This is a genomic window from Streptomyces bullii (genome assembly GCF_042657145.1).
GTDB lineage: Bacteria > Actinomycetota > Actinomycetes > Streptomycetales > Streptomycetaceae > Streptomyces > Streptomyces bullii.
The window spans coordinates 179,177-199,339 of record NZ_JBHSNY010000012.1; the positions used below are offsets into that span (position 1 = coordinate 179,177).

The 20,163-nt window shown below is 67.2% G+C and carries 16 protein-coding genes and 1 tRNA gene; 16 read left to right on the forward strand and 1 reads right to left on the reverse strand.

Annotated features, from left to right (window positions below; genetic code table 11):
* Positions 1–124: 124 nt before the first annotated feature.
* Positions 125–1,351, reverse strand: coding sequence for a pyridoxal phosphate-dependent aminotransferase (locus tag ACFPZJ_RS31510; RefSeq protein ID WP_381028762.1), 1,227 nt, complete (start codon positions 1,349–1,351; stop codon positions 125–127).
* 272 nt (positions 1,352–1,623) lie between these two features.
* On the opposite strand from ACFPZJ_RS31510, the gene ACFPZJ_RS31515 reads away from it, so the two are divergent.
* The 16 genes from ACFPZJ_RS31515 to fusA all read left to right on the forward strand — a co-directional run bounded on the left by ACFPZJ_RS31515 (position 1,624) and on the right by fusA (position 20,136).
* A tRNA-Trp gene (locus ACFPZJ_RS31515) sits at positions 1,624–1,696 on the forward strand.
* A gap of 108 nt (positions 1,697–1,804) precedes the next feature.
* Positions 1,805–2,092, forward strand: a complete 288-nt coding sequence (gene secE / locus ACFPZJ_RS31520) for a preprotein translocase subunit SecE (RefSeq protein ID WP_381028765.1) — start codon at positions 1,805–1,807, stop codon at positions 2,090–2,092.
* Positions 2,093–2,172: 80 nt separating this feature from the next.
* On the forward strand, positions 2,173–3,003 hold the full coding sequence (gene nusG, locus ACFPZJ_RS31525) for a transcription termination/antitermination protein NusG (protein ID WP_381028767.1): 831 nt from the start codon (positions 2,173–2,175) through the stop codon (positions 3,001–3,003).
* 164 nt (positions 3,004–3,167) lie between these two features.
* Positions 3,168–3,362 (forward strand): hypothetical protein, encoded by a 195-nt coding sequence (locus tag ACFPZJ_RS31530; protein ID WP_381028769.1) that lies wholly within the window; start codon positions 3,168–3,170, stop codon positions 3,360–3,362.
* A 144-nt stretch (positions 3,363–3,506) separates the two neighbouring features.
* Positions 3,507–3,941, forward strand: a complete 435-nt coding sequence (gene rplK, locus ACFPZJ_RS31535) for a 50S ribosomal protein L11 (RefSeq protein ID WP_019525223.1) — start codon at positions 3,507–3,509, stop codon at positions 3,939–3,941.
* Positions 3,942–4,023: 82 nt separating this feature from the next.
* Positions 4,024–4,749: a 50S ribosomal protein L1 gene (gene rplA / locus ACFPZJ_RS31540; RefSeq protein ID WP_381028772.1), complete on the forward strand. Its 726-nt coding sequence runs from the start codon at positions 4,024–4,026 to the stop codon at positions 4,747–4,749.
* A 125-nt stretch (positions 4,750–4,874) separates the two neighbouring features.
* Positions 4,875–5,759: an SCO4651 family lipoprotein gene (locus ACFPZJ_RS31545; RefSeq protein WP_381028774.1), complete on the forward strand. Its 885-nt coding sequence runs from the start codon at positions 4,875–4,877 to the stop codon at positions 5,757–5,759.
* Positions 5,760–5,857: 98 nt separating this feature from the next.
* Positions 5,858–6,688 (forward strand): SCO4651 family lipoprotein, encoded by an 831-nt coding sequence (locus tag ACFPZJ_RS31550; protein ID WP_381028776.1) that lies wholly within the window; start codon positions 5,858–5,860, stop codon positions 6,686–6,688.
* Between the two features lie 288 nt (positions 6,689–6,976).
* Positions 6,977–7,507 (forward strand): 50S ribosomal protein L10, encoded by a 531-nt coding sequence (gene rplJ / locus ACFPZJ_RS31555; RefSeq protein ID WP_381028778.1) that lies wholly within the window; start codon positions 6,977–6,979, stop codon positions 7,505–7,507.
* Positions 7,508–7,621: 114 nt separating this feature from the next.
* On the forward strand, positions 7,622–8,008 hold the full coding sequence (rplL, locus tag ACFPZJ_RS31560) for a 50S ribosomal protein L7/L12 (protein ID WP_381028780.1): 387 nt from the start codon (positions 7,622–7,624) through the stop codon (positions 8,006–8,008).
* A 572-nt stretch (positions 8,009–8,580) separates the two neighbouring features.
* Positions 8,581–12,066, forward strand: a complete 3,486-nt coding sequence (gene rpoB, locus ACFPZJ_RS31565) for a DNA-directed RNA polymerase subunit beta (protein WP_381028783.1) — start codon at positions 8,581–8,583, stop codon at positions 12,064–12,066.
* A 93-nt stretch (positions 12,067–12,159) separates the two neighbouring features.
* Positions 12,160–16,059, forward strand: a complete 3,900-nt coding sequence (locus ACFPZJ_RS31570; protein ID WP_381028786.1) for a DNA-directed RNA polymerase subunit beta' — start codon at positions 12,160–12,162, stop codon at positions 16,057–16,059.
* A 139-nt stretch (positions 16,060–16,198) separates the two neighbouring features.
* Positions 16,199–16,783 (forward strand): DUF1707 and DUF4190 domain-containing protein, encoded by a 585-nt coding sequence (locus ACFPZJ_RS31575; RefSeq protein ID WP_381028789.1) that lies wholly within the window; start codon positions 16,199–16,201, stop codon positions 16,781–16,783.
* Between the two features lie 342 nt (positions 16,784–17,125).
* Positions 17,126–17,497 carry a 30S ribosomal protein S12 gene (gene rpsL, locus ACFPZJ_RS31580; RefSeq protein ID WP_003948652.1) on the forward strand — a complete coding sequence of 124 codons (372 nt, stop codon included), beginning with the start codon at positions 17,126–17,128 and terminating at the stop codon, positions 17,495–17,497.
* A 2-nt stretch (positions 17,498–17,499) separates the two neighbouring features.
* On the forward strand, positions 17,500–17,970 hold the full coding sequence (gene rpsG / locus ACFPZJ_RS31585) for a 30S ribosomal protein S7 (RefSeq protein ID WP_003998848.1): 471 nt from the start codon (positions 17,500–17,502) through the stop codon (positions 17,968–17,970).
* Between the two features lie 39 nt (positions 17,971–18,009).
* Complete coding sequence (fusA, locus tag ACFPZJ_RS31590) at positions 18,010–20,136, forward strand: elongation factor G (protein WP_381028792.1); 2,127 nt, start codon at positions 18,010–18,012, stop codon at positions 20,134–20,136.
* Positions 20,137–20,163: the final 27 nt, after the last annotated feature.

Consider the following 20,163-nt stretch of genomic DNA (forward strand, 5'->3'; position numbering starts at 1 on the left):
CGTACGCCCCGGCCGCCTCGGTAGCGCTTTCACCGAACGTGGTCTTGCTCGCACGGGCGGACGACGAAGCGGGCCGCTTCCCGAGGGAAACGGCCCGCCGTCAGCTGCTCACGTGCGTGGCTGGTCAGTCCCTGGCCTCCGCCAGCAGCTTCTGGATCCGGCTCACGCCCTCCACGAGGTCCTCGTCGCCCAGCGCGTACGACAGCCGCAGGTAGCCCGGCGTACCGAACGCCTCGCCCGGCACCACCGCGACCTCGGCCTCCTCCAGGATCAGCGCGGCCAGCTCCACCGTGTCCTGCGGGCGCTTGCCCCGGATCTCCTTGCCGAGCAGCGCCTTGACGGACGGGTACGCGTAGAACGCGCCCTCGGGCTCCGGGCAGAGGACTCCGTCGATCTCGTTGAGCATCCGCACGATGGTCTTGCGGCGCCGGTCGAAGGCCTCGCGCATCGTCGCGACCGCGTCCAGATCACCGGAGACCGCCGCCAGTGCCGCCGCCTGCGCCACGTTCGAGACGTTCGACGTCGCGTGCGACTGCAGGTTGGTCGCGGCCTTGACCACGTCCTTCGGGCCGATGATCCACCCGACCCGCCAGCCGGTCATCGCGTACGTCTTGGCGACACCGTTGACGACGACGCACTTGTCGCGCAGCTCGGGCAGCAGCGCCGGCAGCGACACGGCCGCCGCGTCGCCGTAGACCAGGTGCTCGTAGATCTCGTCCGTCAGCACCCACAGCCCGTGCTCGAGCGCCCAGCGGCCGATCGCCTCCGTCTCATGCTCGCTGTAGACCGCGCCGGTCGGGTTGGACGGGGAGACGAAGAGCACGACCTTCGTCTTCTCCGTACGGGCGGCCTCCAGCTGCTCCACGGTCACCCGGTAGCCGGTCGTCTCGTCGGCGACCACCTCGACCGGCACACCGCCCGCGAGGCGGATCGACTCGGGGTACGTCGTCCAGTACGGCGCCGGGACGATGACCTCGTCGCCCGGGTCCAGGATCGCGGCGAAGGCCTCGTAGATGGCCTGCTTGCCGCCGTTGGTGACGAGGATCTGCGAGACGTCGGGCTCGTAGCCGGAGTCGCGCAGCGTCTTCGCGGCGATCGCGGACTTCAGCTCGGGCAGACCGCCGGCCGGGGTGTAGCGGTGGTACTTCGGGTTCCTGCAGGCCTCGATCGCGGCCTCGACGATGTAGTCCGGGGTCGGGAAGTCGGGCTCACCGGCGCCGAAGCCGATCACCGGACGCCCGGCGGCCTTGAGGGCCTTGGCCTTGGCGTCCACGGCGAGGGTGGCGGACTCGGAGATCGCGCCGACTCGGGCGGAGACCCGGCGCTCGGTGGGAGGGGTTGCAGCGCTCATGGAGCCCATCGTTCCAGACCGGAAACGCGCGCGGCACGCGGGTTTCACAGACTGAACAGCACCGGGCAAACCCGTGAACACCAGTCCGGATCCACCCGGCCGCCAGGGCGATCTTCAGCCGATCTGCCGGGCCCGACGCCTCCCACCGTCCCTATCTGTTCGACGACCGGCCGCGGACCACGTACACTCTCACCTCGTTGGCCTTCAGCAGCCGCGCCCTCACGGTGCACACCCAGCATCCGGGCGGATGCGGTACGTTGGGGGACACACAAAGGGTCGTAGCTCAATTGGTAGAGCACTGGTCTCCAAAACCAGCGGTTGGGGGTTCAAGTCCCTCCGGCCCTGCTACACACACCTTCGCCAGGATGTGTGCGCATGTACGTACAGCATTGCACCGCCGTGCGGCTCAGACCGGGCGCGGCACGGCCACGACCCGGAATCAGGTGAGGACGAGTGACGGACGCCGTGGGCTCCATCGACATGCCTGATGCCCAGGACGAGGCGCCGGACTCCCGCAAGAAGACCCGCAAGGGCGGCAAGCGCGCCAAGAAGGGCCCGCTGAAGCGCCTCGCGCTCTTCTACCGTCAGATCATCGCGGAGCTTCGCAAGGTCGTCTGGCCGACGCGCAGCCAGCTGACGACGTACACCACCGTGGTGATCATCTTCGTCGTCATCATGATTGGCCTGGTCACCGTGATTGACTATGGGCTCAGCCACGCCGCCAAGTACGTCTTCGGCTGAGCCGTGAGCGAAGAGCGCCGAGGTACCCGGCGCTCCTTTCGCATGTTCCACCCCTATGTATCCAGGAAGAAGCAGCCACCGTGTCTGACCCGAACGTGAACGACGCCGTCGAGCCTCGCGGCGAAGGTGCCGAGTCCGTCGAGGACGAGCTCGACACCGTCGAGGGCGCGGACAGCGAGGACACCGAGGCCTCCGCCGAGGTCGAGGCTGCCGACGCCGCCGAGACCGAGACCGAGGGCGACGGCGAGACCGACGCCGAGGCCGAGGAAGCGGACACCGAGCCGGAGCCCGAGCTCGACCCGATCGAGAAGCTCCGCCAGGAGCTGCGCGGCCTGCCCGGCGAGTGGTACGTCATCCACACCTACGCCGGCTACGAGAAGCGCGTGAAGGCCAATCTGGAGCAGCGCGCCGTCTCGCTGAACGTCGAGGACTTCATCTACCAGGCCGAGGTGCCCGAGGAAGAGATCGTCCAGATCAAGAACGGCGAGCGCAAGACGGTCAAGCAGAACAAGCTCCCGGGCTACGTCCTCGTCCGCATGGACCTGACCAACGAGTCCTGGGGCGTCGTCCGCAACACCCCCGGCGTCACCGGCTTCGTGGGCAACGCCTACGACCCGTACCCGCTGACCCTGGACGAGATCGTCAAGATGCTCGCCCCGGAGGCCGAGGAGAAGGCCGCCCGCGAGGCCGCCGAGGCCGAGGGCAAGCCGGCCCCGCAGCGCAAGGTCGAGGTCCAGGTGCTGGACTTCGAGGTCGGCGACTCGGTCACCGTCACCGACGGCCCGTTCGCCACGCTCCAGGCGACCATCAACGAGATCAACCCCGACTCGAAGAAGGTCAAGGGCCTGGTCGAGATTTTCGGCCGCGAGACGCCGGTCGAGCTCTCCTTCGACCAGATCCAGAAGAACTGACGCTTTCCGGCCGACACACACGGCCAGGACGCCCCGGACCGGAGAGTGCCTCCGCGGCCGGGGCGTCGGCGTTGCGCCGGTGCGGCAGGGGGGAGTTCCAGGCCGGCGGGCAGCGGTGGTGGCGGAACCGCCCCTCGCGACGAGGCTGGAGCGGCGGCTCCTCGGTGACCACCGGCGGATCCGGATCCCGCCACCACGCGCGGGATCCGCAGGGGGGCGCCCCCGACGAGGCGACCGGCACCCCGAAGATCATGTTGCTGATCGTCCTGCCGGGCGGCTTCAACGGGGTCCTGCTGATCGCCGCGGGCGTCCGCTGGGGCGCCGTACGGCGGCCGGAGGAGTCCGCGCAGGTGGCCTGACCAGCCCGATTTCATTCTCCGCCGGGGCAACGGCTATCGTTGCACGGTATGCCTCCTGCGGGATGAATCATCCGAACCGCCGGACGAGACCGTCCGAAGGGCGCAGGCGGCGATCAACCTCTCACGTAAGGACCCGGAGAGAGCATGCCTCCCAAGAAGAAGAAGGTCACGGGGCTCATCAAGCTCCAGATCCAGGCCGGTGCCGCCAACCCGGCCCCGCCGGTCGGCCCCGCGCTGGGTCAGCACGGCGTCAACATCATGGAGTTCTGCAAGGCCTACAACGCCGCGACCGAGTCGCAGCGCGGTTGGGTCATCCCGGTGGAGATCACGGTCTACGAGGACCGTTCCTTCACCTTCATCACCAAGACCCCGCCGGCCGCCAAGATGATCCTCAAGGCCGCGGGCGTGGAGAAGGGCTCCGGCGAGCCGCACAAGACCAAGGTCGCGAAGATCACCCGCGAGCAGGTCCGCGAGATCGCCACCACCAAGATGCCCGACCTCAACGCCAACGACCTGGACGCCGCCGAGAAGATCATCGCCGGCACCGCCCGCTCCATGGGCGTCACGGTCGAGGGCTGACCCTCACCTTCGTAGACCAGCAGAACGTGGAAGGGCCTGCTCGGCCCGGACCACGACTCCTAAGACTCAACAGGAGCTTTAAGTGAGCAAGCGCAGCAAGTCCCTTCGCGCTGCGGACGCCAAGGTCGACCGGGAGAAGCTCTACGCTCCCCTCGAGGCCGTCCGTCTCGCCAAGGAGACCTCCACGACCAAGTTCGACGGCACCGTCGAGGTCGCCTTCCGCCTGGGTGTCGACCCGCGCAAGGCCGACCAGATGGTCCGTGGCACCGTGAACCTCCCGCACGGCACCGGTAAGACCGCCCGGGTCCTGGTCTTCGCGACCGGTGACCGTGCCGAGGCCGCGCGTGCCGCGGGCGCCGACATCGTCGGCGCCGACGAGCTGATCGACGAGGTGTCGAAGGGCCGTCTGGACTTCGACGCCGTCGTCGCCACCCCGGACCTCATGGGCAAGGTCGGCCGCCTCGGCCGCGTGCTCGGTCCGCGTGGTCTGATGCCGAACCCGAAGACCGGCACCGTCACCCCCGACGTCGCCAAGGCCGTCACCGAGATCAAGGGCGGCAAGATCGAGTTCCGTGTCGACAAGCACGCGAACCTGCACTTCATCATCGGCAAGACGTCGTTCGACGACACCAAGCTGGTGGAGAACTACGGCGCGGCCCTGGAGGAGATCCTCCGTCTGAAGCCGTCCGCCGCCAAGGGCCGCTACATCAAGAAGGCCGCGGTCAGCACCACCATGGGCCCCGGCATCCCGGTCGACCCGAACCGCACCCGCAACCTCCTCGTCGAGGAGGACCCGGCCGCGGTCTGAGCCTGACGGCTCACCCGAAATCCGGTCACGGGCCCGGCACCTTTCGAGGTGCCGGGCCCGTTCCCTTTGCGGGACATCTGTCAGCGCGCTGCGTTAGCGTGAGGCAGCGATACGCAGGGGGACGTATGAAGAGCAGCACCATGCGGCGGACGGGCCTCGCGGTCGCGGTGGCGGCCGCGCTGACGGCGGCGTCCGCCTGCACTCCCTCCGGCTCCTCGGGTGCCTCCGCCGAGAAGGCCCCCCCGCCCCGCAGGGACGCCACACAGGGCGCCGCACTCGCCGGCTCCCTGGCCGCCCTGCGCACCGCCGAACGCTCCACCGACCGGGCCGAGACCGCCCGCGTCGAGTCCACGACGAGCATGGGCGCGCTGATGTCCATGACGGCCCACGGCGCCCTCGGCTGGGGCGACGGCATCACCGGCACCCTCACCATCACCTACACCGGCGGCACCATGGCCGACACCATGCGCCGGCTCGGCACCACCTCCATGGAGGCCCGCTACCTGCCCGACGCCTACTACGCCCGCATGGGTGAGAAGTTCGCCCAGCAGGCGGACGGCAGGCACTGGATCCGGTACGCGTACGACGACCTGGAGAGCCTCGCGGGCGGCTCGGGTGCCCTCCTGAGGGACCAGATGCGCACCACCACGCCCAACCAGTGCGTGAAGCTCCTGCTGGCCTCGGGGGACGTACGGAGGGTCGGCCAGGAGACGGTGCGCGGCGAGCGCACCACCCACTACGCGGGCACCGTGGACGTGGCACGGATCGCCGACGCCGGTCTGAAGAAGCAGCTCACCCAGGCCGGCGTCACCACGCAGACCGTCGACGTCTGGGTCAACGACCGCGACCTGCTGGCCAAGAAGGTCGAGAAGGCCCGGCTGACGACGGGCGTGCTGACGCAGACCGCGTACTACGACGACTACGGCGTGAAGATCACCACCGGCAAGCCCCCCGCCGGGGACACCCAGGACTTCAGGGAACTGCTGCACAAGCAGGGCGGCACCTCCTGACGCCCGGCCAAATTCGGAGATCGACTCCCGCTCCGTGAGATACGCTCACGACCTCGCTGCGCCTGTGCAGCAGCCATGTATTCCTTGGGGGGAATCATATGAAGTCGTCCATACCCGTCGCCGGGCTCGCCGCTCTGCTCCTCGCCGGTACCGCCGTCGGCTGCGGTACCGAGAAGTCGCCGGAGATGTCCCCGGCGGCAGCCGTCGCCAAGGCGGCGAAGAAGACGGAGGACATCACGTCCCTGCGCTTCACCATGAACGGCCAGGTCCCGGAGCAGGGGCGGGTCAAGGGCGAGGCCGCGATGGCCTTCAAGCCCACCGTCTCCATGAGCATGAAGATGACGGCGCCGGACCAGGGCGCGGGCGAAACCTTCGAGATGCGTCTGGTCGACAAGGCGATGTACATCGGCGGGGGCGCCGAGATGGCCAAGGAGATGGACGGCAAGAGCTGGATGAAGCTCGACATGGCCGCGCTCGGCAAGGACAAGGAGCTGAACGCGCTCACGGGCGCCGGCAAGGCCGAGCAGAACCCGACCGCCGAGTCGTCCTTCCTGACCGGCTCCAAGAACGTGAAGAAGGTCGGCACCGAGACGATCGACGGCGTCGAGACCACTCGCTACTCGGGCACCGTCACCCTCGACGACTTCCGCGCCTCCCTCAAGGACGAGGACAAGGCCACCCGCGAGCGGCGCGAGAAGAGCCTCGAGCGGTACGAGGAGATGGGCGTCGACAAGTTCACCATGGACATGTGGGTGGACGGCGACGACCACACCAAGCAGTTCCGCATGAAGGGCGACGCGGACAAGGGCCCGCTCGACCTGACGGTCACCTTCTCGGACATCAACAAGCCGGTGACCGTCACGGCTCCGCCCGCCAAGGACACGATGGACTTCGCCAAGATGATGGAGGAGATGGCGTCCGGCGCCTGATCACCGCGGGAGCGGATTTGCTTGACAGCGATCCGTTCACGTAACCTCTCACAGAAGCCAAAGACCGCTGGTCGTTGCCGTGCGCTCGCATGAGGGCGCGGTGGCCGAAGGATCCGCTGAACTGCGGACGACCCGCGCAGGTGACAGTGGAAGAGTTCCCGGAGCACGCATTCCGTGTGTGCGTCCGGTAGAGCTACGCCCCGTGCGCCTGCGCCGGGGCGTTTCGTTTTCCCCAGTCCTCCTTCGGGTCCGCGCGGTCCGAATCACCCGGAAGGAGGCCGAGGCTCTATGGCGAGGCCCGACAAGGCTGCCGCGGTGGCCGAGTTGACGGACCAGTTCCGCAACTCCAGCGCTGCCGTGCTGACCGAGTACCGCGGTCTCACCGTGGCCCAGCTCAAGCAGCTGCGCCGTTCGCTCGGTGAGAACGCCCAGTACGCCGTGGTGAAGAACACGCTGACCAAGATTGCGGCCAACGAGGCCGGGATCACGACGCTGGACGACCTGTTCAACGGTCCGACGGCAGTCGCCTTCGTCACCGGTGACCCGGTGGAGTCGGCGAAGGGTCTTCGTGACTTCGCCAAGGACAACCCGAATCTCGTCATCAAGGGCGGTGTCCTTGACGGCAAGGCGCTGTCCGCCGACGAGATCAAGAAGCTTGCGGACCTCGAGTCCCGCGAGGTTCTGCTCGCCAAGCTGGCGGGCGCCATGAAGGGCAAGCAGTCCCAGGCTGCCGCGCTCTTCCAGGCGCTCCCGTCGAAGCTCGTCCGCACCGTGGACGCGCTGCGCGCCAAGCAGGCAGAGCAGGGCGGTGCCGAGTAATTCGGCTCGCTTTCCGATCCTCGCCGCATGAGGTGAGGGTCGATGCGGGCCCGACGTACGCCCGCCGCACCCAGTACATCCGGCACCTGCCGATTTAGTGGAAGGACCGCCATCATGGCGAAGCTCAGCCAGGAAGACCTGCTCGCCCAGTTCGAGGAGATGACCCTCATCGAGCTCTCCGAGTTCGTGAAGGCCTTCGAGGAGAAGTTCGACGTCACCGCCGCCGCCCCGGTCGCCGTGGCCGCCGCCGGCGCCCCGGGCGCCCCGGCCGCCGAGGCCGCCGAGGAGAAGGACGAGTTCGACGTCATCCTCACCGGCGCCGGCGACAAGAAGATCCAGGTCATCAAGGTCGTGCGCGAGCTGACCTCCCTCGGCCTGAAGGAGGCCAAGGACCTGGTCGACGGCACCCCGAAGCCGGTTCTCGAGAAGGTCAACAAGGAGCAGGCCGACAAGGCCGCCGAGGCCCTCAAGGGCGCCGGTGCCTCCGTCGAGGTCAAGTAAGACCTTCGCGGGGCCGCGTACGACGTCTCGTACGCCCCTGTAACGCTCAAGCGCTGAAGAGCGATCATCCATCCGGGTGGTCGCTCTTCGGCGTTCCGAGGCTCCGGCGGCGGCTGCCTTGCACCTGTGGCGGCGGGGAGTATGGTGATCATCGTCGTGCCTCCACGGGCCCTGAGCTCCCCCTGGTGGCAAGCGGTTTGGGCAAGGGGGGCCTTGACGAACCGCACGCAGCGCGCAATTCTCAGGACGCGTCGTCACAAGGATCCGAATCCGAGGCATGGATCGACGACGAAGAGGGCAGTATCAACGTGCGTTGAGGGCAGGGCCTTGTCGCAGGTGTTGAGGACAACGAGGGTCAACACGGGTTGCGAAACCCGCACTGGACATCAGTGTGCCAAGTGGCTACACTGACCCTTTGCGCTGCCTGTTAGCTGTCCCCTGCCCGTCACCAGGGGTCTGCCCTCACCCGAGCATCGAGAAACAGATCATCCCGACCTGGGATTTCTGTCTTCGTGCGTGGGGGAGGGGCCGGTACGCGCGTAGTGAGTCCGAGCCCTCGGAAGGACCCCCTCTTGGCCGCCTCGCGCAACGCCTCGACCGCGAATACGAACAACGCTGCCAGCACCGCCCCGCTGCGCATCTCCTTTGCAAAGATCAAGGAGCCCCTCGAGGTTCCGAACCTTCTCGCGCTCCAGACCGAGAGCTTCGACTGGCTGCTCGGCAACGACGCATGGAAGGCTCGCGTCGAGGAGGCCCTGGAGAACGGTCAGGACGTCCCCACCAAGTCCGGCCTCGAGGAGATCTTCGAGGAGATCTCCCCGATCGAGGACTTCTCCGGGTCGATGTCGCTGACCTTCCGCGACCACCGCTTCGAGCCGCCGAAGAACTCGATCGACGAGTGCAAGGAGCGCGATTTCACGTACGCCGCGCCCCTCTTCGTGACGGCCGAGTTCACCAACAACGAGACCGGCGAGATCAAGTCCCAGACCGTCTTCATGGGCGACTTCCCGCTCATGACGAACAAGGGCACCTTCGTCATCAACGGCACCGAGCGTGTCGTGGTGTCGCAGCTGGTCCGTTCCCCCGGTGTCTACTTCGACTCCTCCATCGACAAGACGTCCGACAAGGACATCTTCTCCGCCAAGATCATCCCGTCCCGGGGTGCCTGGCTGGAGATGGAGATCGACAAGCGTGACATGGTCGGCGTCCGTATCGACCGCAAGCGCAAGCAGTCCGTGACCGTGCTGCTCAAGGCTCTGGGCTGGACCACCGACCAGATCCTGGAGGAGTTCGGCGAGTACGAGTCCATGCGCGCCACCCTGGAGAAGGACCACACCCAGGGCCAGGACGACGCGCTGCTCGACATCTACCGCAAGCTGCGCCCGGGCGAGCCCCCCACGCGCGAGGCCGCGCAGACGCTGCTCGAGAACCTCTACTTCAACCCCAAGCGCTACGACCTCGCGAAGGTCGGCCGCTACAAGGTCAACAAGAAGCTGGGCACGGACACCCCGCTGGACGCCGGGATCCTGACCGTCGAGGACATCATCGCGACGATCAAGTACCTGGTGAAGCTGCACGCCGGTGAGACCGAGACGGTCGGTGACAACGGCCGCCCGATCATCGTCGAGACCGACGACATCGACCACTTCGGCAACCGTCGTATCCGCAGCGTCGGCGAGCTGATCCAGAACCAGGTCCGTACGGGTCTCGCCCGTATGGAGCGCGTCGTGCGCGAGCGCATGACCACCCAGGACGTCGAGGCGATCACGCCGCAGACCCTGATCAACATCCGGCCGGTCGTCGCCTCCATCAAGGAGTTCTTCGGCACCAGCCAGCTGTCCCAGTTCATGGACCAGAACAACCCGCTGTCGGGGCTGACGCACAAGCGGCGTCTCAACGCCCTCGGCCCGGGTGGTCTCTCCCGTGAGCGGGCCGGCTTCGAGGTCCGCGACGTTCACCCGTCGCACTACGGCCGTATGTGCCCGATCGAGACGCCGGAAGGCCCGAACATCGGTCTGATCGGCTCGCTGGCCTCCTACGGCCGGGTCAACGCGTTCGGCTTCATCGAGACGCCGTACCGCAAGGTCGTCGACGGCCAGGTCACCGACGAGGTCGACTACCTCACCGCCGACGAGGAGGACCGCTTCGTCATCGCGCAGGCCAACGCGCCGCTGACGGACGACCTCCGCTTCGCCGAGGCCCGCGTGCTGGTCCGCCGCAAGGGCGGCGAGGTCGACTACGTCGGCCCCGAGGACGTGGACTACATGGACGTCTCGCCGCGCCAGATGGTGTCGGTCGCGACCGCCATGATCCCCTTCCTGGAGCACGACGACGCCAACCGTGCCCTCATGGGCGCGAACATGATGCGCCAGGCCGTTCCGCTGATCCAGGCGGAGTCCCCGCTCGTCGGCACCGGCATGGAGTACCGCTCCGCCGTCGACGCCGGCGACGTCGTCAAGGCCGAGAAGAGCGGTGTGGTCCAGGAGGTCTCCGCGGACTACATCACCACCGCCAACGACGACGGCACGTACATCACGTACCGCCTGGCCAAGTTCGCCCGCTCCAACCAGGGCACCTCGGTCAACCAGAAGGTCATCGTCAACGAGGGCGACCGTGTCATCGAGGGCCAGGTCCTCGCCGACGGCCCGGCCACCCAGAACGGCGAGATGGCGCTCGGCAAGAACCTGCTCGTGGCGTTCATGCCGTGGGAGGGTCACAACTACGAGGACGCGATCATCCTGTCGCAGCGCCTCGTGCAGGACGACGTCCTCTCCTCGATCCACATCGAGGAGCACGAGGTCGATGCCCGTGACACCAAGCTCGGCCCCGAGGAGATCACCCGGGACATCCCGAACGTCTCCGAGGAGGTCCTCGCCGACCTCGACGAGCGCGGCATCATCCGCATCGGTGCCGAGGTCATCGCCGGTGACATCCTCGTCGGCAAGGTCACGCCCAAGGGTGAGACCGAGCTGACGCCGGAGGAGCGCCTGCTGCGCGCGATCTTCGGTGAGAAGGCCCGTGAGGTCCGAGACACCTCGCTGAAGGTGCCGCACGGCGAGACCGGCAAGGTCATCGGCGTGCGCGTCTTCGACCGCGAGGAGGGCGACGAGCTTCCCCCGGGTGTCAACCAGCTTGTGCGCGTGTACGTGGCGCAGAAGCGCAAGATCACCGACGGTGACAAGCTCGCCGGCCGGCACGGCAACAAGGGCGTCATCTCCAAGATCCTGCCGATCGAGGACATGCCGTTCCTGGAGGACGGCACCCCGGTCGACATCATCCTCAACCCGCTGGGTGTCCCGTCCCGAATGAACCCGGGACAGGTCCTGGAGATCCACCTCGGCTGGCTCGCCAGCCAGGGCTGGGACGTCTCCGGCCTGGCCGACGAGTGGGCGCAGCGCCTGCAGCAGATCGGCGCCGACCGCGTCGAGCCGAAGACCAACGTCGCGACGCCGGTCTTCGACGGTGCCCGCGAGGACGAGCTCGCCGGTCTGCTGGAGAACACCCTGCCCAACCGCGACGGCGACCGCCTGGTCCTCCCGTCCGGCAAGGCCCGGCTGTTCGACGGCCGTTCGGGTGAGCCGTTCCCGGACCCGATCTCGGTCGGCTACATGTACATCCTGAAGCTGCACCACCTGGTCGACGACAAGCTGCACGCCCGTTCGACCGGTCCGTACTCGATGATCACTCAGCAGCCGCTGGGTGGTAAGGCCCAGTTCGGTGGCCAGCGCTTCGGTGAGATGGAGGTGTGGGCGCTGGAGGCATACGGCGCCGCGTACGCCCTCCAGGAGCTGCTGACCATCAAGTCCGACGACGTCACCGGCCGCGTGAAGGTCTACGAGGCCATCGTCAAGGGCGAGAACATCCCCGAGCCCGGCATCCCCGAGTCCTTCAAGGTGCTCATCAAGGAGATGCAGTCGCTCTGCCTGAACGTGGAGGTGCTGTCCAGCGACGGTATGTCCATCGAGATGCGTGACACCGACGAGGACGTCTTCCGCGCTGCGGAGGAGCTCGGTATCGACCTGTCCCGGCGCGAGCCGAGCAGCGTCGAAGAGGTCTGACGGGAGTCCGGTGGCCTTCACCCCGAAGGCCGCCGGCCCCAGGACCCCCGTATCAGACCAAAGACTTACAACCCTGAGAGGGATTGACGCATAGTGCTCGACGTCAACTTCTTCGACGAGCTCCGGATCGGCCTGGCCACCGCTGACGACATCCGTCAGTGGAGCCACGGCGAGGTCAAGAAGCCCGAGACCATCAACTACCGCACCCTCAAGCCCGAGAAGGACGGACTCTTCTGCGAGAAGATCTTCGGTCCGACCCGGGACTGGGAGTGCTACTGCGGCAAGTACAAGCGCGTCCGTTTCAAGGGCATCATCTGCGAGCGCTGTGGCGTCGAGGTCACGCGCGCCAAGGTGCGCCGTGAGCGGATGGGCCACATCGAGCTCGCCGCGCCCGTCACGCACATCTGGTACTTCAAGGGCGTCCCGAGCCGGCTGGGCTACCTGCTCGACCTGGCTCCCAAGGACCTCGAGAAGGTCATCTACTTCGCGGCGTACATGATCACGTACGTCGACGAGGAGCGCCGTACGCGCGACCTGCCCTCGCTGGAGGCCCACGTCTCCGTCGAGCGTCAGCAGATCGAGCAGCGCCGTGACGCCGACCTGGAGGCCCGCGCCAAGAAGCTCGAGGCCGACCTGGCCGAGCTGGAGGCCGAGGGTGCCAAGGCCGACGTGCGCCGCAAGGTGCGCGAGGGTGCCGAGCGCGAGATGAAGCAGCTGCGCGACCGCGCCCAGCGCGAGATCGACCGTCTCGACGAGGTGTGGAACCGCTTCAAGAACCTCAAGGTCCAGGACCTGGAGGGCGACGAGCTGCTCTACCGCGAGCTGCGCGACCGCTTCGGCACGTACTTCGACGGCTCGATGGGTGCCGCGGCGCTGCAGAAGCGCCTGGAGTCCTTCGACCTGGAGGAGGAGGCCGAGCGCCTCCGCGAGATCATCCGCACCGGCAAGGGCCAGAAGAAGACCCGTGCCCTCAAGCGCCTGAAGGTCGTCTCCGCGTTCCTGCAGACGTCCAACAGCCCCAAGGGCATGGTGCTCGACTGCGTGCCGGTCATCCCGCCGGACCTGCGTCCGATGGTGCAGCTGGACGGTGGCCGCTTCGCGACCTCCGACCTGAACGACCTGTACCGCCGTGTCATCAACCGCAACAACCGTCTGAAGAGGCTGCTCGACCTCGGCGCGCCCGAGATCATCGTCAACAACGAGAAGCGCATGCTTCAGGAGGCCGTTGACGCCCTCTTCGACAACGGTCGTCGCGGCCGTCCGGTGACCGGTCCCGGTAACCGCCCGCTGAAGTCCCTCAGCGACATGCTGAAGGGCAAGCAGGGTCGCTTCCGGCAGAACCTGCTCGGTAAGCGTGTCGACTACTCGGCGCGTTCCGTGATCGTCGTCGGTCCGCAGCTGAAGCTGCACCAGTGCGGTCTGCCGAAGGCGATGGCGCTGGAGCTCTTCAAGCCGTTCGTGATGAAGCGCCTGGTCGACCTGAACCACGCGCAGAACATCAAGAGCGCCAAGCGCATGGTCGAGCGCGGCCGCACGGTCGTGTACGACGTGCTGGAAGAGGTCATCGCGGAGCACCCGGTTCTGCTGAACCGTGCGCCCACCCTGCACCGCCTCGGCATCCAGGCCTTCGAGCCGCAGCTGGTCGAGGGCAAGGCCATCCAGATCCACCCGCTCGTGTGCACCGCGTTCAACGCGGACTTCGACGGTGACCAGATGGCCGTGCACCTGCCGCTGTCCGCGGAGGCGCAGGCCGAGGCCCGCATCCTGATGCTGTCCTCGAACAACATCCTCAAGCCGGCCGACGGCCGTCCGGTGACGATGCCGACCCAGGACATGGTCCTCGGTCTGTTCTTCCTCACCACCGACGCCGAGGGCCGCGACGTCAAGGGCGAGGGCCGGTCCTTCGCCTCCGTCGCCGAGGCGATCATGGCGTTCGACGCGGGCGAGCTCTCGCTGCAGTCGCCGATCGACATCCGCTTCCCGGTGGGCACCATCCCGCCGCGGGGCTGGGAGCCGCCGGCGCGCGAGGAGGGCGAGCCGGAGTGGCAGCAGGGTGACAGCTTCCGTCTGAAGACCACGCTGGGGCGTGCGCTCTTCAACGAGCTGCTGCCCGAGGACTACCCGTTCGTCGACTACGAGGTCGGCAAGAAGCAGCTCTCCGAGATCGTCAACGACCTCGCCGAGCGCTACCCGAAGGTCATCGTGGCGGCGACGCTCGACAACCTGAAGGCGGCCGGCTTCTACTGGGCCACGCGTTCCGGCGTCACGGTCTCGATCTCCGACGTCGTCGTCCCCGAGGCGAAGAAGGAGATCGTCGCCAAGTGGGAGGCCGCGGACGAGAAGGTCCAGAAGCAGTACGAGCGCGGTCTGATCACGAAGGACGAGCGGACCCAGGAGCTCATCGGCATCTGGACCAACGCGACCAACGAGGTCGCCGAGGCCATGACGGGCAACTTCCCGAAGACCAACCCGATCTTCATGATGGTCAACTCGGGCGCCCGAGGAAACATGATGCAGATGCGTCAGATCGCCGGTATGCGCGGTCTGGTGTCGAACGCCAAGAACGAGACCATCCCGCGGCCCATCAAGGCCTCGTTCCGTGAGGGTCTCTCCGTGCTGGAGTACTTCATCTCCACGCACGGTGCCCGTAAGGGTCTGGCGGACACCGCTCTGCGTACCGCCGACTCGGGTTACCTCACCCGTCGTCTGGTCGACGTCTCGCAGGACGTCATCATCCGCGAGGAGGACTGCGGCACCGAGCGCGGTCTGCGTCTGCGGATCGCCGAGCGGAACGCCGAGGGCACCCTGCTCAAGGCGGAGAACGTCGAGACGTCCGTGTACGCGCGCTGCCTCGCCGAGGACATCGTGGTCGACGGGCAGGTGCTGGCCCCGGCCGGCACCGACCTGGGCGACGTCCTCATCGAGGAGCTCGTCTCCCGCGGCATCGAGGAGGTCAAGACCCGCTCGGTCCTGACCTGTGAGTCCGCGGTCGGCACCTGCGCGATGTGCTACGGCCGTTCGCTGGCCACCGGCAAGCTCGTCGACATCGGTGAGGCGGTCGGCATCATCGCCGCCCAGTCCATCGGTGAGCCCGGTACCCAGCTGACGATGCGTACCTTCCACACCGGTGGTGTGGCCGGTGACGACATCACCCAGGGTCTGCCGCGTGTCGTCGAGCTCTTCGAGGCCCGTACCCCGAAGGGTGTCGCCCCGATCTCCGAGGCCTCCGGCCGCGTGCGGATCGAGGAGACCGAGAAGACCAAGAAGATCGTCATCACCCCGGACGACGGCAGCGACGAGACGGCCTACCCGATCTCGAAGCGCGCCCGACTCCTGGTCAGCGAGGGCGAGCACGTCGAGGTGGGCCAGAAGCTCACCGTGGGTGCCACCAACCCGCACGACGTGCTGCGCATCCTGGGCCAGCGCGCCGTCCAGGTCCACCTGGTCGGCGAGGTCCAGAAGGTCTACAACTCGCAGGGTGTGTCGATCCACGACAAGCACATCGAGATCATCATCCGGCAGATGCTGCGCCGCGTGACGATCATCGAGTCCGGCGACGCCGAGCTGCTGCCCGGCGAGCTGGTCGAGCGCTCCCGCTTCGAGCAGGAGAACCGTCGTGTGGTCCAGGAGGGCGGTCACCCGGCCTCCGGTCGCCCGCAGCTCATGGGTATCACCAAGGCCTCGCTGGCGACCGAGTCCTGGCTGTCGGCGGCGTCCTTCCAGGAGACGACCAGGGTCCTCACGGACGCGGCGATCAACGCCAAGTCCGACTCCCTGATCGGCCTCAAGGAGAACGTCATCATCGGTAAGCTCATCCCGGCCGGTACGGGCCTGTCCCGCTACCGCAACATCCGGGTCGAGCCGACCGAGGAGGCCAAGGCCGCGATGTACTCGGCCGTCGGCTACGACGACATCGACTACTCGCCGTTCGGCACGGGCTCCGGCCAGGCCGTGCCGCTGGAGGACTACGACTACGGTCCGTACAACCAGTAAGGCGTACGTCTGAGGCAACTGGAGGGCGGTCATCCTGGGGGTGGCCGCCCTTCGGGCTGTCCGGACGGGACGCACCCGTGCCGATCCCCCTTGTTCGGCGCATCATGGAGGGACTCGGGGGGTTCCGGGGAGGTGCTCCGTGTCGCAGTCGTCGTATCCGTCGTGGCAGCCGTGGCAGGAGGGGCAGGGCGGGGTTCCGCAGCCTGTTCCTCAGCCTGGTGTGCATCCTCAGGCCTGGGTGGGGCACGGTGTGCCGTCGATGCTCGCCTCGCACGCCGATCGTGAGCGGGCCGTGGACGTGCTCCGGGCCGGCTTCGGTGAGGGGCGGCTGGAGAAGGGCGAGTTCGACAAGCGGGTCGCGCGGGCGTACGCGGCCCGTACGGTGGGGGAGCTGGCGCTGCTGGTCGCCGACCTGCCGCAGGGGCCCGTACCGCAGCCTGTGGCCGCCCTGCAGGTGCCGCGGACCTTCCTGCCGGTGCCGCGGCCGCAGACGAACGGGAAGGCGGTCGGGGCGGCCGTGTGCGGGCTGCTGTGTGTGCCGACCTTCGGGCTGACCGGGATTCCGGCGATCGTGCTGGGGCACGCGGCGCGGTCCGAGATCAGCCGCACCGGCGAGGGCGGAGACGGTCTGGCGATGACGGGTCTCGTCCTGGGGTGGATGTACACCGCGGGGTGGGCACTCGTTCTGGTGTTCCTGACCATGGTGTCGGCCCTGGTGGGCTGACACCCCGCAGGAGTGGAAGAAAAGCGATCGAAACGGACGGCTGCCGCCGATTCGAAGATCATCCGAGGGTCGGGGTCTTGACATGTCCCGCATGGCGATGCGGGCGGGGTCCATTTGTTTTGACCGCAGCGAATGCGATAGGTACGCTCAGACCTTGTGCCTGGGGTGTGCCTTGGCTCTCCTGCGTGCCTTCGACCGCATAGGGAGCTGTGACCGGCCACCGTAATCTGCGCCTCTTTCTGCCGTTCGGCAGGAATCTGCGGGATTCGACACACCCGACCGCGTGGGTCGGCGACGTTCCAGGTTAGCTGTACCCATCGGCACACAGAAACCGGAGAAGTAGTGCCTACGATCCAGCAGCTGGTCCGCAAGGGCCGGCAGGACAAGGTCGAGAAGAACAAGACGCCCGCACTCGAGGGTTCCCCTCAGCGTCGCGGCGTCTGCACGCGTGTGTTCACGACCACCCCGAAGAAGCCGAACTCGGCCCTCCGTAAGGTCGCGCGTGTGCGTCTGACCAGCGGTATCGAGGTCACGGCTTACATTCCGGGTGAGGGACACAACCTGCAGGAGCACTCCATCGTGCTCGTGCGCGGCGGCCGTGTGAAGGACCTGCCGGGTGTTCGCTACAAGATCATCCGCGGCTCGCTCGACACCCAGGGTGTCAAGAACCGCAAGCAGGCTCGCAGCCGTTACGGCGCCAAGAAGGAGAAGTAAGAATGCCTCGTAAGGGCCCCGCCCCGAAGCGTCCGGTCATCATCGACCCGGTCTACGGCTCTCCTCTGGTGACCTCCCTGATCAACAAGGTGCTGCTGAACGGCAAGCGCTCCACCGCCGAGCGCATCGTCTACGGCGCCATGGAGGGCCTGCGCGAGAAGACCGGCAACGACCCGGTCATCACGCTGAAGCGCGCTCTCGAGAACATCAAGCCGACCCTCGAGGTCAAGTCCCGCCGTGTCGGTGGTGCCACCTACCAGGTCCCGGTCGAGGTCAAGCCCGGCCGTGCCAACACCCTGGCGCTGCGCTGGCTCGTCGGTTACTCCCGCGCCCGTCGCGAGAAGACCATGACCGAGCGTCTGCTCAACGAGCTCCTCGACGCGAGCAACGGCCTCGGTGCCGCTGTGAAGAAGCGCGAGGACACGCACAAGATGGCCGAGTCCAACAAGGCCTTCGCGCACTACCGCTGGTAGTCGCTACCCACATCGAGACCGAGAGAAGACTGAAGCCTTATGGCTACCACTTCGCTTGACCTGGCCAGGGTGCGCAACATCGGCATCATGGCCCACATCGACGCGGGCAAGACGACCACCACCGAGCGGATCCTGTTCTACACCGGCGTTTCCTACAAGATCGGTGAGGTCCACGACGGCGCTGCCACCATGGACTGGATGGAGCAGGAGCAGGAGCGTGGCATCACGATCACCTCTGCTGCCACCACCTGCCACTGGCCGCTGGAGAACGTCGACCACACCATCAACATCATCGACACGCCGGGCCACGTCGACTTCACCGTCGAGGTGGAGCGTTCGCTGCGCGTGCTCGACGGTGCCGTGACGGTGTTCGACGGCGTCGCCGGCGTCGAGCCGCAGTCCGAGACGGTGTGGCGTCAGGCGGACCGCTACGGCGTTCCGCGCATCTGCTTCGTCAACAAGCTCGACCGCACCGGTGCGGAGTTCCACCGCTGCGTCGACATGATCAGCGACCGTCTGGGCGCGCAGCCGCTCGTCATGCAGCTGCCGATCGGTGCCGAGGCCGACTTCAAGGGCGTCATCGACCTCGTGAGGATGAAGGCCCTGGTCTGGTCCGCCGAGGCCACCAAGGGCGAGATGTACGACACCGTCGACATCCCGGACACCCACGTCGAGGCTGCCGAGGAGTACCGCGGCAAGCTGCTCGAGGCCGTCGCCGAGAACGACGAGGAGATGATGGAGCTGTACCTCGAGGGCCAGGAGCCCACCGAGGAGCAGCTGTACGCGGCTATCCGCCGTATCACCATCGCCTCCGGCAAGGGCCAGGGCACCACGGTGACCCCGGTCTTCTGCGGCACCGCCTTCAAGAACAAGGGCGTTCAGCCCCTGCTCGACGCGGTCGTGCGCTACCTGCCGTCCCCGGTCGACATCGAGGCCATCGAGGGCCACGACGTCAAGGACCCGGAGACGGTCATCAAGCGCAAGCCGTCCGACGAGGAGCCGCTGTCGGCGCTGGCGTTCAAGATCATGAGCGACCCGCACCTCGGCAAGCTCACCTTCGTCCGCGTGTACTCCGGCCGCCTGGAGTCCGGCACCGCCGTGCTGAACTCCGTCAAGGGCCGCAAGGAGCGCATCGGCAAGATCTACCGCATGCACGCCAACAAGCGTGAGGAGATCGAGTCGGTGGGCGCCGGCGACATCGTCGCCGTCATGGGTCTGAAGCAGACCACGACCGGCGAGACGCTGTGCGACGACAAGAACCCGGTGATCCTGGAGTCCATGGACTTCCCGGCGCCGGTCATCCAGGTCGCCATCGAGCCGAAGTCGAAGGGCGACCAGGAGAAGCTGGGCGTCGCGATCCAGCGCCTGGCCGAGGAGGACCCGTCCTTCCAGGTCCACTCGGACGAGGAGACCGGCCAGACCATCATCGGCGGCATGGGCGAGCTGCACCTCGAGGTGCTGGTCGACCGTATGCGCCGTGAGTTCAAGGTCGAGGCCAACGTCGGCAAGCCGCAGGTCGCGTACCGCGAGACCATCCGCAAGTCGGTCGAGAAGGTCGAGTACACCCACAAGAAGCAGACCGGTGGTACGGGCCAGTTCGGCCGCGTCATCATCTCGGTCGAGCCGATCGAGGGTGGCGACGCCTCCTACGAGTTCGTCAACCAGGTCACCGGTGGACGTATCCCGAAGGAGTACATCCCCTCGGTCGACGCCGGTTGCCAGGAGGCCATGCAGTTCGGCATCCTCGCCGGCTACGAGATGACCGGTGTGCGCGTGACGCTGCTCGACGGTGCCTACCACGAGGTGGACTCCTCCGAGCTCGCGTTCAAGATCGCCGGTTCGCAGGCCTTCAAGGAGGCCGCGCGCAAGGCCAGCCCTGTGCTGCTCGAGCCGATGATGGCCGTCGAGGTCACCACGCCCGAGGACTACATGGGTGAGGTCATCGGCGACATCAACTCCCGCCGTGGCCAGATCCAGGCCATGGAGGAGCGGGCCGGTGCCCGCGTCGTGAAGGGTCTCGTGCCCCTCTCGGAGATGTTCGGTTACGTCGGCGACCTGCGCAGCAAGACGTCCGGCCGCGCCAGCTACTCCATGCAGTTCGACTCCTACGCCGAGGTTCCGCGGAACGTCGCCGAGGAGATCATCGCGAAGGCCAAGGGCGAGTAACGGACCCCGTCCGTACGCCGTAGGCTT

Excerpts from the sequence above, each read along its gene's own strand:
- ACFPZJ_RS31510 (WP_381028762.1), bottom strand. The coding sequence starts at position 1,351 with ATGAGCGCTGCAACCCCTCCCACCGAGCGCCGGGTCTCCGCCCGAGTC.
- rplK (WP_019525223.1), top strand. The coding sequence starts at position 3,507 with ATGCCTCCCAAGAAGAAGAAGGTCACGGGGCTCATCAAGCTCCAGATC.
- ACFPZJ_RS31545 (WP_381028774.1), top strand. The coding sequence starts at position 4,875 with ATGAAGAGCAGCACCATGCGGCGGACGGGCCTCGCGGTCGCGGTGGCG.
- ACFPZJ_RS31550 (WP_381028776.1), top strand. The coding sequence starts at position 5,858 with ATGAAGTCGTCCATACCCGTCGCCGGGCTCGCCGCTCTGCTCCTCGCC.
- rplJ (WP_381028778.1), top strand. The coding sequence starts at position 6,977 with ATGGCGAGGCCCGACAAGGCTGCCGCGGTGGCCGAGTTGACGGACCAG.
- rplL (WP_381028780.1), top strand. The coding sequence starts at position 7,622 with ATGGCGAAGCTCAGCCAGGAAGACCTGCTCGCCCAGTTCGAGGAGATG.
- rpsG (WP_003998848.1), top strand. The coding sequence starts at position 17,500 with ATGCCTCGTAAGGGCCCCGCCCCGAAGCGTCCGGTCATCATCGACCCG.
- fusA (WP_381028792.1), top strand. The coding sequence starts at position 18,010 with ATGGCTACCACTTCGCTTGACCTGGCCAGGGTGCGCAACATCGGCATC.